12 protein-coding genes and 2 tRNA genes are annotated in these 14,284 nt (G+C 43.1%); 5 read left to right on the top strand and 9 right to left on the bottom strand.

The features are described 5' to 3' along the window. Positions 1-97 precede the first annotated feature (97 nt). A complete protein-coding gene (locus HXT37_RS02455) occupies positions 98-1,339 on the top strand; it encodes a carboxylate--amine ligase (RefSeq protein WP_080551026.1) in 1,242 nt (413 codons plus the stop codon). Positions 1,340-1,374: 35 nt separating this feature from the next. Next, positions 1,375-2,103 (top strand): aspartate/glutamate racemase family protein, encoded by a 729-nt coding sequence (locus HXT37_RS02450; protein ID WP_004110435.1) that lies wholly within the window; start codon positions 1,375-1,377, stop codon positions 2,101-2,103. 17 nt (positions 2,104-2,120) lie between these two features. Here the strand turns inward: HXT37_RS02450 and HXT37_RS02445 are convergent, their stop codons facing one another. Continuing rightward, on the bottom strand, positions 2,121-3,578 hold the full coding sequence (locus HXT37_RS02445) for a bifunctional folylpolyglutamate synthase/dihydrofolate synthase (protein WP_004110438.1): 1,458 nt from the start codon (positions 3,576-3,578) through the stop codon (positions 2,121-2,123). A gap of 278 nt (positions 3,579-3,856) precedes the next feature. On the opposite strand from HXT37_RS02445, the gene HXT37_RS02440 reads away from it, so the two are divergent. Together HXT37_RS02440 and HXT37_RS02435 are read left to right on the top strand one after the other, a co-directional pair. Beyond that, on the top strand, positions 3,857-5,452 hold the full coding sequence (locus tag HXT37_RS02440) for an aminopeptidase P family protein (RefSeq protein WP_102703414.1): 1,596 nt from the start codon (positions 3,857-3,859) through the stop codon (positions 5,450-5,452). Positions 5,453-5,737: 285 nt separating this feature from the next. Further along, the gene (locus HXT37_RS02435; protein ID WP_004110445.1) at positions 5,738-6,640 is read left to right on the top strand and encodes a carbohydrate kinase family protein; all 903 of its coding nucleotides are present in this window, start codon (positions 5,738-5,740) and stop codon (positions 6,638-6,640) included. Between the two features lie 80 nt (positions 6,641-6,720). Here the strand turns inward: HXT37_RS02435 and HXT37_RS02430 are convergent. From HXT37_RS02430 to HXT37_RS02395, 8 genes are all read right to left on the bottom strand, one after another. Further along, positions 6,721-6,794 (bottom strand) — tRNA-Ile (locus HXT37_RS02430). Positions 6,795-6,907: 113 nt separating this feature from the next. Beyond that, positions 6,908-7,588: an ECF transporter S component gene (locus HXT37_RS02425; protein ID WP_041160559.1), complete on the bottom strand. Its 681-nt coding sequence runs from the start codon at positions 7,586-7,588 to the stop codon at positions 6,908-6,910. Between the two features lie 296 nt (positions 7,589-7,884). Further along, a tRNA-Glu gene (locus HXT37_RS02420) sits at positions 7,885-7,956 on the bottom strand. Positions 7,957-8,063: 107 nt separating this feature from the next. Continuing rightward, positions 8,064-8,882, bottom strand: coding sequence for a tRNA (guanosine(46)-N7)-methyltransferase TrmB (gene trmB / locus HXT37_RS02415; RefSeq protein WP_012913953.1), 819 nt, complete (start codon positions 8,880-8,882; stop codon positions 8,064-8,066). A 158-nt stretch (positions 8,883-9,040) separates the two neighbouring features. Then, a complete protein-coding gene (locus HXT37_RS02410) occupies positions 9,041-9,499 on the bottom strand; it encodes a cell division protein SepF (RefSeq protein WP_004105139.1) in 459 nt (152 codons plus the stop codon). 24 nt (positions 9,500-9,523) lie between these two features. Continuing rightward, entirely contained in the window at positions 9,524-10,738 is a 1,215-nt protein-coding gene (gene ftsZ / locus HXT37_RS02405) for a cell division protein FtsZ (protein ID WP_012913952.1), read from the bottom strand. 202 nt (positions 10,739-10,940) lie between these two features. Next, complete coding sequence (gene dusB, locus HXT37_RS02400; protein WP_064621738.1) at positions 10,941-12,095, bottom strand: tRNA dihydrouridine synthase DusB; 1,155 nt, start codon at positions 12,093-12,095, stop codon at positions 10,941-10,943. Between the two features lie 69 nt (positions 12,096-12,164). Continuing rightward, positions 12,165-13,685, bottom strand: a complete 1,521-nt coding sequence (locus HXT37_RS02395; RefSeq protein WP_102703413.1) for a glycine--tRNA ligase — start codon at positions 13,683-13,685, stop codon at positions 12,165-12,167. 179 nt (positions 13,686-13,864) lie between these two features. Between HXT37_RS02395 and HXT37_RS02390 the strand changes: the two genes are divergently transcribed. Further along, positions 13,865-14,230, top strand: coding sequence for an MTH1187 family thiamine-binding protein (locus HXT37_RS02390; protein ID WP_033888601.1), 366 nt, complete (start codon positions 13,865-13,867; stop codon positions 14,228-14,230). The last annotated feature ends 54 nt before the right edge of the window (positions 14,231-14,284 follow it).

The raw sequence follows: 14,284 nt of genomic DNA, 5'->3' as shown, positions 1-14,284 counted from the left end.
CTACATAAACTAAATAACAAGCTAACTAACAAGCTAACTAACAAACTAAATAACAAACAAGTTAAATAACAAATTAAAACAAATGAAGAAGATACAAATGAAGAATCAACGATTCCAACCTGTGTTACTCGGTAGCGATATAAACGCATATGGCATGGCTCGAGCATTCCATGAAGAATATGGCATTACTTCAATTGCTTTTGCGCACTTCCAACTTTCACCTACGAAATTTAGCAAAATTGTCGATGTGAGAATTGTTCCAGGCTTTGGAGAACTTCCTACATTCCGCAATACAATGCTTGATTTTGCTAAATCATGGCATGAGGAACATCCTAATACCAAACTTCTGCTTATTCCTTGCGGCGACGTATACGCGAACCTTTTAAGCCAATGCGGTGATGAATTGCACGAATATTTTGCTTTCCACACATTGCCAAATTCGCTCAATCGCCAGCTTAGCCTTAAAAGCTCATTCTATAAAACTTGTGAAAAATACAATCTTCCTCATCCAAAAACTAAAGTTGTAAATGCTCAAGAAGTAGCAGCGCACGCTTATGAAGATTTGCCATTCAGGTTCCCTATTGCTATGAAACCAGCGAATAGCACTAAATGGCTTGATATTGATTTTGAGGGACGTAAAAAAGCTTTTATTATCAATACTCCGCAAGAACTTGATACTCTTATTCAACGCTCGTACAAAGCTGGCTACGATGACGAAATGATTTTGCAAGACTTTATTCCTGGAGACGACAGCCGCATGCGTGTGCTAAATGCCTACGTTGATAGCAATCATCATGTGCGCATGATGTTTCTAGGACACCCTCTGCTGGAGGATCCAACTCCAGAAGCGATTGGCAATTATGCAGCTATTATTCCAGACTACAATGAAGAAGTTTTCCAAAATATTAAAGCATTTTTGGAAGATATACATTACGTTGGCGTAGCTAATTTTGATATGAAATACGATGAGAGAGACGGAAAGTATAAGCTTTTTGAAATCAATTTACGTCAAGGACGTTCAAGCTATTTCGTCACTTTAAACGGATTTAATATTGCTAAATATTTTGTTGAAGATTTAATTGACCATAAGCCTTTTGACGGAAATACTGTGTTCGGTCGTGGAGAAAAGTTGTGGATGGAGATTCCGCGATCGATATTTTGCAATTATGTAGCAGAAGGCGATGAAAAGAAGCGCGGTCTTAATATGATTCGTCGCGGCGATTGGGGCACTACGCTAGAATATAAAAAAGATATGAATCTGCTACGCTGGTTGATGATTCGTCATATGTTTTCAATTTACACAAGGCGTTACGCAGAATTTTTCCGCAATAAAGCGTGAAAATTATTGCGTAACTTTGAAGGGAATATGAGACAATGAAACGTCCGTTTTTTGCTGTACTTGGCGGCATGGGCACACTTGCAACAGAAAGCTATATTCGTTTACTTAATAAAGAAACGCATGCACATAACGATCAAGAGTTTTTAGATTATGTGGTATTCAATGATGCTTCTGTGCCAGATAGAACAGCATATATTGTTGGCGAATCATCCGAAAGCCCATTCCCTACTCTTGCAGACGACATAGCTAAAGCAACTGCGATAGGTGCTTCATTTATTGTGCTCACGTGCAATACTGCGCATTACTTTTACGATAAGTTCCAAGCACTCACCGACGTGCCAATTATACATATGCCGCGTGGTGCTGTAGCTGAAGTTTCTAAACGTTACCCAAAGTCTAAATGTAACCGTATTGGATTCTTAGGTACTGCAGGATCGCGTAAAGCTGGAGTGTATCAGCGCGCTATAGAAGAAGCAGGATACACGTTTGTAGCTCCAGACGACGACTTGCAGAAACGTATTACTTCGCTTATTTACGATGACGTAAAAGGTACAGGAGACCTTGATTTTCACCGTTACGAATCTGTTTTAAGCGATATGCTAGACCCTGCAGGAGCATGCCGTTGCGACGCACTTATTTTGGGTTGCACAGAATTAAGCGTACTTAATGAAGCTTTTCCTCTTCCGCAAATACCGTTAGTTGACGCTCAAGCAGTACTTGTAAAAAATACTGTAGAAAAAGCTAAATCTTTGCGAATTAAGTAGCACAAATAGCTTAATTTTTAAGACTCGTCAATATTTGGGTGGATTGCTACGCGCTGATTCTTTGGCTTTTTTAGATCCGGATTCACGTGCTCAACAAGCATTGTGCGCGCGTCTCCTGCAGTGACGAAACTACCGCAAATAAGCACTCCGTGACCATAGCCCACACCAAGCTCATCGTCTTCATCAACTAAATCAACAGCAGTTTGAATAGCATCCGGCAACTCGTCAACACGAATTACGCGATCCTCACCAAATACGCCTACAGCAATCTTTTCGAGCTCTTCTGGATCCATTACACGGTCACGCCAAGAATTACGCGTAACAATAATCTTCGTCAAAATAGGTTCAAGAACACCCAAGTATTCTTCAACTTGCTTATCTGCCATCATTGCCACAACGCCAATAAGCTGCTCAAAATGATAGTTTTCTTCAATAGTTTCACGAAGAGACTCGGCAGCATTCACGTTATGTCCACCGTCAATAATGATTGTCGGCGAAGTACGAACCTGCTCAATACGCCCAGGAACCTTAACCTGACTTAAAGCCTCTGCAACTAAATCGCCATCCAAAGCACCACTTACAGGCAGCACAACCTCCGCAGCAGCAAGAGCTGCCAAAGCATTATGAGCCTGATGCTTGCCAAACTTGTCAACCGGAACATCCTCATAAGTGCCAAGAGGCGTACGCAAAGTAACAACCTGTCCGCCAACTGCAGGAGTACGAGACACAACTTCAAGCTCGCCGTCACCATAAGAAGAATCGCGCAATAATGTAGCATGGTTGCGCTCCGCAACTTCCTTAATAATTGGCAAAACCTTAGCTTCATGCGGCTGAGGACCCAAAATAACAGTGCAATTTGGCTTAATAATACCAGCCTTCGTACGCGCAATCTCTTCAACAGTGTTTCCAAGCCATTGCATGTGATCCATATCAACCGGCCCAATAATTGCAGCATCAGCATTCATAACATTAGTGGCATCCCATTCGCCCCCCATGCCAACTTCCATAACAGCAACATCAACAGGAGCGTCCGCAAAAGCCCAAATTGCCATGGCTGTAAGCACTTCAAAAAAGCTCATTTTTGGCTTACCGTCAGCTTCCATGCGAGCATCAACCATGTCGATAATGTCTTTCATTTGATCCCACACATCGACGAACTGATCGTCACTAATTTCCTGTCCATCAATCATAATGCGCTCATTTACGCGCTCCAAATGTGGAGAAGTATATAATCCGGTTCGCAAACCGTATGCTCGACAAATCGACTCAGCCATTCGAGCAGTAGAACCTTTGCCGTTCGTACCAGTTATGTGAATAACACGCATAGACTGCTCTGGATGACCTAAAATATCGAGAATAAGACGCATGCGATCCAAGTCGAGATTAGTTTTATTGTGTTCTGGAGCTCGACTCATAATATTGCGTTCGATATCAACAATTCGCTCATTATTGCGATTTGGATTTTCAATAGACATAACTACTCCCCCTAATTTTTACGCTCGCTTACTCATTTTCCAACTATCTAGATTAGTTGATACCAACAACACACGCATATAAATATGTTGTGACAATATTCACATAGCAAAAGCGTTTTAAACGCACTTTGTAAATTGCGTATAAAATCTTGCTATTTTGCACTAAAAAACTCGCATAAAACACTAAATAAGACTATGTTAGTTTATTGACTGTTTATTTACTATTTGTATAATTTGCGCAAGCAAAAATTAACAAGCAAAAATTAAGGAGTCTCATAATGGCAGAATATACGCCAACTGAGCACGGCGAAGAGCTAAAAGCTGACGGCACGCAAAAGGCAGAAGATCGCGTAAATAACCGTTCACTTCGTCCAAACAGTGATTCTTTTAAAGATTTTATGACGAATAACTGGGATAACCAGGAGCCAGAAGTTAAGGCTCTTGAATCTAGCAAGTACATTCCAGCTCGTTTAGAGGCTCTTTCAAAGCGTTTCCCAGGCGAACGTTTAGTTATCCCTGCAGGACAACCAAAGGTGCGTAATAACGACTGCGATTATGCTTTCCGTCCAGACACTACATTTGCTTACTACACTGGCTTAGGTCAAGACTATGAGGCTGGTGCTGTGCTTGTTATGGAACCGGTTGAAAAAGATAGCGAAGAAGCAAAAGCCGGTAAAAATCATACGCCAGAACTTTTTGTAGCTCCACGCGCAGATAACAGCACTTCAGCATTTTACAAGGATCCTCACTACGGAGAATATTGGGTTGGTCCTCGCGCAGGCTTAAAAGAACTTAAAGCAATGACCGGCATTGAAACGCGCGATATTGCAGAACTTGACGACGCTATTGCAAAGAACGTAAGCGACGACGCTAATGGCGAAGGCATTCGCGTGCGAATTGTTCGAGAAACCGATCCTGAGCTTACTGCAAAAGTTGAAACAATGCGAGAAGCAAGTGGATTTACTGATGAAGATGCAAACACTTGCGCAGACGATAAATTGCACGAATTCGCTGCAGAAGCACGAATGCTTAAGGACGACTACGAAATTCGCGAAATGCGCAAAGCTATTGCCGCCACAAAACTTGGTTTTGACCGCATGCTTACGCGTTTGCCTAATGCTTTGGGTCATGAGCATTCCGAGCGCATGATTGAGGGTGCTTTTAATTCTGTTGCTCGCGAAGAAGGCAACGAAGTAGGCTACGACACTATTGTTGCTTCAGGCAAGCACGCGCCAATTTTGCACTGGATGCGCAACACTGGCGTTGTTTCCAGCGGAGAATTGCTACTTATTGATGCCGGCGTTGAAGTTAACAGCCTCTACACTGCTGACATTACACGAACTTTCCCAACGAACGGCAAATTCACTGACTTACAAAAGAAGCTTTACCAGTGCGTTCTTGACGCTCAGCAAGCCGGTTTTGAGGCTGCTAAACCAGGTGCAACCTACTCCGATATTCACCATGCTTGCATGCGCGTTCTAGCCGAACACTTGCACGAATGGGGAATTTTGAAAGTTAGCGTTGAAGAATCACTTTCGCCAGAAGGTCAACAGCATCGTCGTTGGCACGCTTGCGGCGTTGCTCATCATCTTGGTTTGGATGTGCACGATTGCGCACAAGCACGCTACGAGTCTTATCAGAGCGCAAAAATTACTCCAGGAATGATATTCACTATTGAGCCAGGATTATACTTTGCAGCTAACGATTTGATGCTACCGGAAGAAATGCGCGGAATTGGAATTCGTATTGAAGATGATGTACTAATGACTGAAAACGGTCCAGAGTGGCTTTCTATTGACATTCCAAAGCAAATCGATGATGTAGAAGCATGGATGGCTGAACAAGCTCACAAAAGTGATATTTTTCAGCATTAAGCAATAAATCAAAATAATAGAAAAATATAATAAAAAAGAATAATAATAATATAGTACGCCAGCATAAGCTAAGTTAAACGTACACAATATAGCACTTATGGTGCGCTCTATAGAAACGTAACACGCATTGCGCATATTACTTATCGAAAGGGCGCACCATAATTGTTCGTATAGCATTTTTACAAGCAAAATTTGCATCAAAATGCTTTTGAAGAAGCGAGAAGATATTTAGTAAAAAGTATAGCTCTACAAACTTGCTGCACTGACGCGTGCGAAAGGAATATTATGACTAAGCCAATTGTTCTTTCACTCGGCGAACTTTTATGGGATTTGCTTCCACACGGAAAACGTGTTGGCGGAGCACCAGCAAATTTTGCATATCATGCACAGTGTCACGGAGCGCAAAGTTGCATGATTAGCGCTGTTGGTCAAGACCAACTCGGCGATGAGCTGATTGACAAAGTGAACAAAGCTGGCATCGCTTCAATTATTCAACGCAACGCTTGGCCAACAAGCACTGTAGAAGTAACACTAAAAAATGGAATACCAGAGTACACTATTCTGCGAAATATAGCATGGGATCATATTCTTTACACTCGAGAACTCATTGATTTAGTAGAACGAGCAGATGCAGTATGCTTTGGCACTCTAAGCTTACGTTCTCAAGAAACTCACGACACAATTTTGCAATTGTTAAAGCATACTAAGCCTGGAGCAATGAAGTTCTTCGATATTAACATTAGAAGCGATCACTACTCTAAGGATCTTATTGACACATTACTTCAAGAAGCAACAGTATTTAAGCTTAACGATTCGGAACTATTCTTATTACGCGATATGTTCAATATTCGCGACACTTCAGACGAGGAAGCTTGCAAGTGGTTCCAAGCTCGTTACGGACTAGATTATGTGATTCTTACAGGCGGCTCTACTTTTAGCACGATTACTACTAGCACTGGAGAAAGCTCAACTATCCCAACTCCACACGTTGAAGTTCTTGACACAGTTGGTGCTGGAGACTCGTTCTCAGGAACATTTGCAGCGCATATTCTTAAGGGAGAAAGCTTGCAAGAGGCGCATCGCGCAGCTGTTAATACTGCAGCATTTGTGTGCACTCAAGAAGGAGCATGGCCTAAGTATCCAAAACAAATACCAGATTACTTGTCAATGGCAGAAAATAACAAATAAAACAAAAAATAAAATTTAAATTATAAGATGCAAAAATGCCACTTCATAAATCATAATGAAGTGGCATTATTAATATCTTGTGGGGCCTCAGGGGCTTGAACCCTGGACCGACGGATTATGAGTCCGCTGCTCTAACCGACTGAGCTAAAGCCCCACGCTAACAAAGTTAGCAACGACTAGATTAGCACATACCCATAAACGTCGCCAACTCAGTGAGTCGAATTTTTGACCTTGCTTAGGGTTACTGAGCTTGAAATCCCGATGATTTCAAGCTCGGTCAGAGCGTCCAGATGCGAAGTTATCAAGAGCACCAGTTTTACGCAAAGCCAAATACACAAACCACACAAGCACTCCAGAAAGCAACAATCCACTAATAAGCTCTGTAATCATATGAATCGTAATATAAGTAGAAGCTTTGGCCTGATACTTAGTGAAGCTTAAGAACACACCATACTCAAAAGCCACAAGCAAACCAGAAAGAGCACTCAAAGTCAAATTAAACTTTCGCAAACGGAAAATTAAGAACGGAATCTCCGCAAACACACCCTGTAAAAGTGCGGAAATAAGCGTATCTCGCATATTAAACGGAGTTCCAAGTAGCACCTGTACAAATGCTGCAACAACATTTACATACACTGCAGAACCTGGCTTACGAATAAGCAAAACTGCAAGAGTTCCAGACAAATACCAAACACCATGCGTGATGCTTGCAAAACCAGGAAGAACAGCTGCATTCAAAGTACGAATCAAAGGAATAAACACCAAGCCATAGCCATACAAGATAACGCCAAAAACAGCAGCAAGAGCAGCACCTAATGCGATATCTGCAACACGCCAACGCATGCTCACAACCCTATTAATACTAGAAGCAGCATTACTATCCACTTGATCCGTTACACAATTAGATGATTCTAACCCATTATTATTTGTATTGAAAATATCGCTCATAGGAAATCCTTTTTTAAGCTGCTGCGCATTGTAAATTACTGAATTGAATACTTCCTGACCTACGCAGCCCGGGCAGAAGTACCAATGAGAAAGTGTATCACCTCTAAAAAGCACAACATACCTTTTGTGATATTTAATACATTGTCAGATCTTATATCGATTTATAGAAAAAATATATGAAAAACTAATTGCTGCGCAAAATACGAAAAATAGGGTAAGCAGCAAAATAGAAATACGAATATCAGAAATACAAAAAACGAAAAACGCCGCTGAAAACCCAGCGGCGTTGTAATTTGTACCCCCTAAGAGAGTCGAACTCTTGTTGTCAGATTGAAAGTCTGGTGTCCTAACCGTTAGACGAAGGGGGCTTCGAACCAAACCATATGATATTAACACTCAAAAAAGCAGTACGCAACTCACGGCGTGTTGAGACTAAGTACAACTGCAAAGCTACGAGAACAGCGGCGGCAGAGCATTATTGTGCTATGTAGGTGAAGTCGTGAATCGTGCGACCAGCCTCCAAGCCTTTGCGCTCAAAATTCGTAAGAACTCGACCAGCAAAGCGCTCAGACTCGCTAAAATCTGCGTGCGGAAGAGCTGCTGCAGTATCAGCTGTACCTTTCCCTACATGCTCAATTGGAAGACTTGCGCTTAATTCGCCAATATTTGCAAAATCTTCGCGAGAATCCATAATCTCATGCACATGCAAAGCGTAATCCTCAATATCTGTAGCAATGCGCCACGCACCCCCTCTACGCAATGCCTGGTGTATTGTAGAGACAAGCTCTGGCTGCACAATACGACGCTTATGGTGGCGCATTTTAGGCCATGGATCCGGGAAGAAAGTCCAAACTTCTTCTAAAACTCCGCAGTCGCACGCAGCGAAGAAATCAGGAGCGTTAATTTGTGCAATACGAAGATTAGTCAAACCTTGCTTTCCAGCAAGAAGCATTGTGTGAGCAACGCCTGGATCATAAACTTCAAGCGCTAAAAAGTTAGTTTCCGGCAAACGTTCAGCTGCGGCAACAATGTTTTCGCCTTGTCCGGAACCAATTTCAACAATAAGCGGATTGTCATTCCCCCACTTATCGCTAATCCAATCATGCGTAATGTTCAAATTTTCGCGCAATCTAAATGAGCCAGGTGCTTCAGTAACGTCTAGCAGGTACTGACTTGCATAACGCTCCTGAGCGTGCTGTAAACGCGCATCTAAGCGCCCAGAACGACGCACAAACGACAATACAGTGCGTTGCTTGGCTTGCATAGTGTTTTCGTTTTCATTTTCAGTGCTCATGAGATTACTTTCGTTATTTGGGTTACATGCCTTTAGTTTAAATTCGCATGATTTTAGTCATGCTCGTACACATCGCTTTTATGCTACCAAAAAGTATAAAAAAGCAGCGAAAGTTGTTAAACAAACGCTGCTCAATTAATTCTTTAGCAAATACAATTTTAGGAGAACAAGTCACGCGCAGTATTGTCGTTCGGAGCATCCTCCACTTTGATATTCACTTGTGCCGGGCTTAGCAAAAATACCCTAGGAGTCACACGCTCAATAGAACCGCGAACACCAAATACAACTCCAGCAGAAAAATCAACAATACGATACGCAACCGATTCAGTTACACCAGTAAGGTTTAAAACCACTGGAACACCGTCACGCAAAGCACGACCCACCATTTGCGCATCATCGTAAGACTTAGGATGAATTGTAGTAATACGACTCATACGACTAGCATTCGCACGAGCAGAACCACCACGCAAATCATTACCATGTTGCGACACAGCAGGAGTTACCGAGCGATCATTATCGAATGACGTTTCTTGAACATCAGATTCAGCATAATCATCATCCTCAGGCACATCTGCCATACCAACGTATGACATCACGTTCTTCATAAAGCCAGCCATGAAGCAACCCTCCTCTCGTTACGCTTAACGCAGAAAATCAGGAATATCTAATTCGTCAGGTTCAGCAGGCTGCTGTACAGGAGCTGCCGCAGGAGAATATTGCTGATGATTCATCGCAGGCTCAAACATAGAAGGCATAGAAGCAGGTTGTTCTACTTGTGGAGCAGCTTGAGCTTCCTCTTTGAAAGATGAGGTAGACTGTGCAGGAGCTACAGGCTTAACATCTGCTTGCATATCAACAAACTGACCAGCTTTAGCCGAGGACTCCTCCGCCTTAGGATGGGCATCAAATCCAGCAGCAATAACCGTAACTCGAACCTCATCGCCGTAAGAATCATCCAAAGAAAGACCCCAAATAATTTGAGCTTCTGGATGAATAGCTTTACGAACAAGTTCAGTTGCAGCAGAAGCTTCCTGAAGCTTCAAATCACTTGGACCTGCGATATTAATCAAAGCACCGTGAGCACCCTCAATGCTTTCTTCCAGCAATGGGGAGCTAATAGCGATTTCAGCTGCCTGAGTTGCACGATCCTCGCCCTTTGCAGCACCAATACCGAACAATGCGGTACCTGCTCCGCGAAGAACAGCTGTAACATCAGAGAAATCAACATGAATGTAAGAATTCATGGTAATTAAATCAGTAATGCCTTGCACACCTGCGAGCAATGCAGTATCTGCAGTCTTAAATGCTTCAATAATTCCAATAGTACGATCAGAAATCTCCAAAAGACGATCATTTGGAATAACAATCAACGCGTCAACTTCTTTGCGAAGATTTTCGATACCAAGTTTTGCAGATGCAGCACGTTGCGGTCCTTCAAAACCGAATGGACGTGTAACAACAGCAATAGTCAAAGCACCTTGCTGATGAGCTGCACGAGCTACAATCGGGCTTGCACCAGTACCCGTACCACCGCCTTCACCGCAGGTAACAAACACCATGTCAGCACCCTTAAGTGCCTCTTCAATGTCTGATTGATGATCCTGCGCAGCCTTAGCACCCTTTTCAGGGTCAGCACCAGCGCCCAAGCCTCGGCTCGAAGCATCAGATAATGAAATCTTTACATCAGCATCAGAACGCAGTAAATCTTTAGCGTCAGTATTAATGGCCACAAACTCTACATTCTGTAGACCCTCGCTGATCATCCGATTGACGGCGTTACCGCCGGCACCACCGACGCCGACTACCTTGATGATGGTTTTGTCGTTGAAATTGTCAGTCTGGGCAATCTCGCTCACCGTTATCTCCTGTCACTCACGCACGTTTACACAATATTTTAGCGCAAAACGCTCGATACTGACGACGTTTTCACAATAAACTGAAAAAATGTCACTGTTTTGATAATACACCGTGCTATATGCAAATATGAGCACAAGGTGATTTTAATAGAACATTATCGAAATAATCAGTGCAAAAAAATGACGAAAGCCCTAGAAAACACTAGTAACTTGCATCCATTGGATCATCACCAAATAACGCCTCTCGCTCTTCGTGACTAGTTGTACGAGAATCTAACCACCCATACGGCAAATGAACTTTTTTAGCAAATCTAACTCGCCCACGCGGCGTGTCTAACACTTTTTCTGGCAAACGAAGAGAACCGTCAAGCATATCGAGATTACGTTGAACATCCTCAATCGACTCGCACTCCATAAACGCTTTACGAGTGCCACCACCAACAGGAAAGCCCTTTAAATACCAAGCGACATGCTTACGCAAGTCGTGAACAGCCATACGCTCGTCACCATCATAAAACTCAACTAAAAGCTTCAAGTGACGCAAAATAACGGAACCAACTTCTGTCAAAGTAGGATTCACACGATTATCGCTACCTTCGCAAGCATTGCGAATATCAGCAAACAACCATGGGCGACCTTGACATCCTCGACCGATAGCAACGCCAGCGCAGCCAGTTTCCTTAAACATTGCGAGCGCATCTTCCGCACCCCAAATATCACCATTGCCAAAAACTGGAATATCGAGTGCTTCTACAAGCTCGCCAATACGCGTCCAGTCTGAATGACCACCATAATATTCTGCAGTTGTACGAGCATGCAAAGTTACAGCAGCGCATCCTTCTTCTTGCGCAATATGACCAGCTTGAATAAAAGTTTCATGATTCTCGTCAATTCCAACGCGGAATTTAGCCGTAACAGGGATTCCTGCTGGTTCGCAAACAGAAACAACGCGATGCAAAATTTCTTGCAACAAATCAGTTTTCCAAGGAAGAGCAGAACCACCGCCGCGTCGCGTCACTTTTGGAACTGGGCAGCCGAAGTTTAAGTCAACGTGATCAGCCATGTTTTCGTCGACAACAATTCGAGCTGCTTGCTCTACAATAGAAGGATTTACACCATAAAGTTGCAGCGAGCGCACTTTTTCGCTAGGCGCAAAACGGCATAAACGCAATGCTTTTGGATTTCGTGCAACTAAAGCTCGAGCTGTAATCATTTCTGCTACGTAAAGCCCGTCCGGACCAAATTCGCGGCAGATTACGCGAAATGGCCAGTTAGTGATCCCCGCCATTGGAGATAAAACAACAGGAGTTGCAATATGAACTTTCCCTAAATCCACTGGTTTTATAGAAAAATTCATATTGCTTTAACTCCGTTCACTATAATAATAATTTTGCTTATTAATGCTTAAGCACTACTCAAACGCGTATTAGTATAATCCGCCAGCAGTAGCGATTTGTACAGGCTTAGACTCGTCTTCGCCAGCTTCTTTAGCAATATCCGTAGTACCGTCGGCTGCACGAGTACCAACGATTTCAACAGGGCCTTGCGGATACTTAACACGTTTTTCGTTAATTCGGCTAGCGACGTAATCTGCAACCTTGTCCAAGGAAACACGCTCTTGTTGCATAGTGTCGCGCTCGCGAATTGTAACAGCATGATCTTCTAAAGTATCGAAGTCAACTGTTACGCACAAAGGAGTACCAATTTCGTCCTCACGACGGTAGCGGCGACCAATAGCACCAGCTTCGTCGTAATCGATAACCCAATCATGCTGACGCAAATCTGCAGCCAAATCTTGAGCAACAGCTTGTAATTCTGGCTTCTTACTCAAAGGCAAAACTGCAGCTTTAACAGGAGCCAAACGAGGATCAAGTCGAAGAACAGTGCGCTTGTCAACTCCGCCCTTAGTGTTTGGAGCTTCGTCCACGTCATAAGCATCAACCAAAAATGCCATAAGCGAGCGCGTAAGACCAGCAGCAGGCTCAATAACGTAAGGCACATACTTTTCGCCAGTAGCCTGGTTGAAGTAGCTCAAATCCTCGCCGGAATGCTTAGCATGAGCAGACAAATCGTAGTCAGTACGGTTTGCAATACCCTCAAGCTCTCCCCAATCCGAACCTTGGAAGCCAAATTTGTATTCAATATCGACAGTGCGCTTGGAATAGTGGCTGAGCTTCTCCTTAGGATGCTCATACATGCGCAAGTTTTCTGGCTTAACACCCAAATCCACATACCAACGCACACGAGTGTCAATCCAATACTGGTGCCAAGCTTCGTCGGTTCCAGGCTCTACGAAAAATTCCATTTCCATCTGCTCAAACTCGCGAGTGCGGAAGATGAAGTTTCCAGGCGTAATTTCGTTGCGGAAAGACTTACCAATATTCGCAATGCCAAAAGGCGGCTTTTGACGAGCAGAAGTCATGACGTTCTTAAAATCAACGAAAATGCCCTGAGCTGTTTCTGGACGCAAATAATGCAAGCTATTTTCGTCTTCAACCGGTCCTAAATGAGTGCGAAGCATCATGTTGAAGTCACGTGGCTCAGTCCAGTTTCCGCGAGTACCACAATCTGGGCAAGCAATGTCTTTTAATCCATTTTCTGGCATCTTGTCGCCATGCTTTTCAGCATAAGACTCTTCCAACTTATCTGCACGATGACGCTTATGGCAATTCAAGCACTCAATCAAAGGATCGTTAAACACGGAAACGTGACCGGAAGCAACCCACACCTGTGAAGGCAGAATAACGGAAGTATCCACTCCAACAACATCTCCACGCGTGGTCACCATGTAGCGCCACCATTCGCGCTTGATATTATCTTTTAACGCAACACCGAGCGGGCCGTAATCCCACGCAGAACGCGTGCCACCGTAAATTTCGCCGGCTGGGAACACAAATCCTCGACGCTTAGCCAAGGAGACGACTTCATCAAGCTTTGAAACAGCCACAATACACCTTTTCGTAAAACTAGAAAATTCGGGTGAAAACGTTGCTATTATAGAAAAACCCTGTGACGCTTGTAAAATTGTTAAAGTAATGCAAATTTATAAGTTTGTTGACGCATTATTTGGCGTTGTCTTGTTTTGCTAGATTTGCATAAGATTACGATTTTAAAGGGATTGTTACTATGAGTGAAAATAATAACGAGAATACAAACGACCACGCGAACGAGCACAGAACTAACACGGTCGCGGCGTTGTGCATTGCTCCAAGCGGAGTCGGAGACGAGTTGAGCGAGTACGTGGCGGATGCTGTACAAGTAATTCGCGATTCTGGATTAAAGAACGAAACTAACGCAATGTTCACGAATATTGAGGGCGAATTTGATGACGTTATGCGCGTTGTGAAAGATGCTACGATGACTTTAGTTAGTAAAGGATACCGTACTGGAGTAATACTAAAATTAGATATTCGCCCTGGTTTTAGCAATCAAATTGACGCAAAAAGTGCGCTTGTAGATAAGATTCTCGACAAACGAAATAAAGAAGAATAAAACTAAAATCAAATAATCTCAAAACTCAAAAAAGTTATAATAAAACAAAAGAAA

Source organism: Gardnerella sp. DNF01151 (assembly GCF_049244235.1).
GTDB lineage: Bacteria > Actinomycetota > Actinomycetes > Actinomycetales > Bifidobacteriaceae > Bifidobacterium > Bifidobacterium swidsinskii.
The sequence above is the reverse complement of the archived record's forward strand: the minus strand, read 5'-3'. Positions and strand labels throughout refer to the sequence as shown.

Coding starts and splice junctions, on each gene's coding strand:
- HXT37_RS02455 (WP_080551026.1), top strand. CDS start 98: ATGAAGAATCAACGATTCCAACCTGTGTTACTCGGTAGCGATATAAAC.
- HXT37_RS02450 (WP_004110435.1), top strand. CDS start 1,375: ATGAAACGTCCGTTTTTTGCTGTACTTGGCGGCATGGGCACACTTGCA.
- HXT37_RS02445 (WP_004110438.1), bottom strand. CDS start 3,578: ATGTCTATTGAAAATCCAAATCGCAATAATGAGCGAATTGTTGATATC.
- HXT37_RS02440 (WP_102703414.1), top strand. CDS start 3,857: ATGGCAGAATATACGCCAACTGAGCACGGCGAAGAGCTAAAAGCTGAC.
- HXT37_RS02435 (WP_004110445.1), top strand. CDS start 5,738: ATGACTAAGCCAATTGTTCTTTCACTCGGCGAACTTTTATGGGATTTG.
- HXT37_RS02425 (WP_041160559.1), bottom strand. CDS start 7,588: ATGAGCGATATTTTCAATACAAATAATAATGGGTTAGAATCATCTAAT.
- trmB (WP_012913953.1), bottom strand. CDS start 8,882: ATGAGCACTGAAAATGAAAACGAAAACACTATGCAAGCCAAGCAACGC.
- HXT37_RS02410 (WP_004105139.1), bottom strand. CDS start 9,499: ATGGCTGGCTTTATGAAGAACGTGATGTCATACGTTGGTATGGCAGAT.
- dusB (WP_064621738.1), bottom strand. CDS start 12,095: ATGAATTTTTCTATAAAACCAGTGGATTTAGGGAAAGTTCATATTGCA.
- HXT37_RS02390 (WP_033888601.1), top strand. CDS start 13,865: ATGAGTGAAAATAATAACGAGAATACAAACGACCACGCGAACGAGCAC.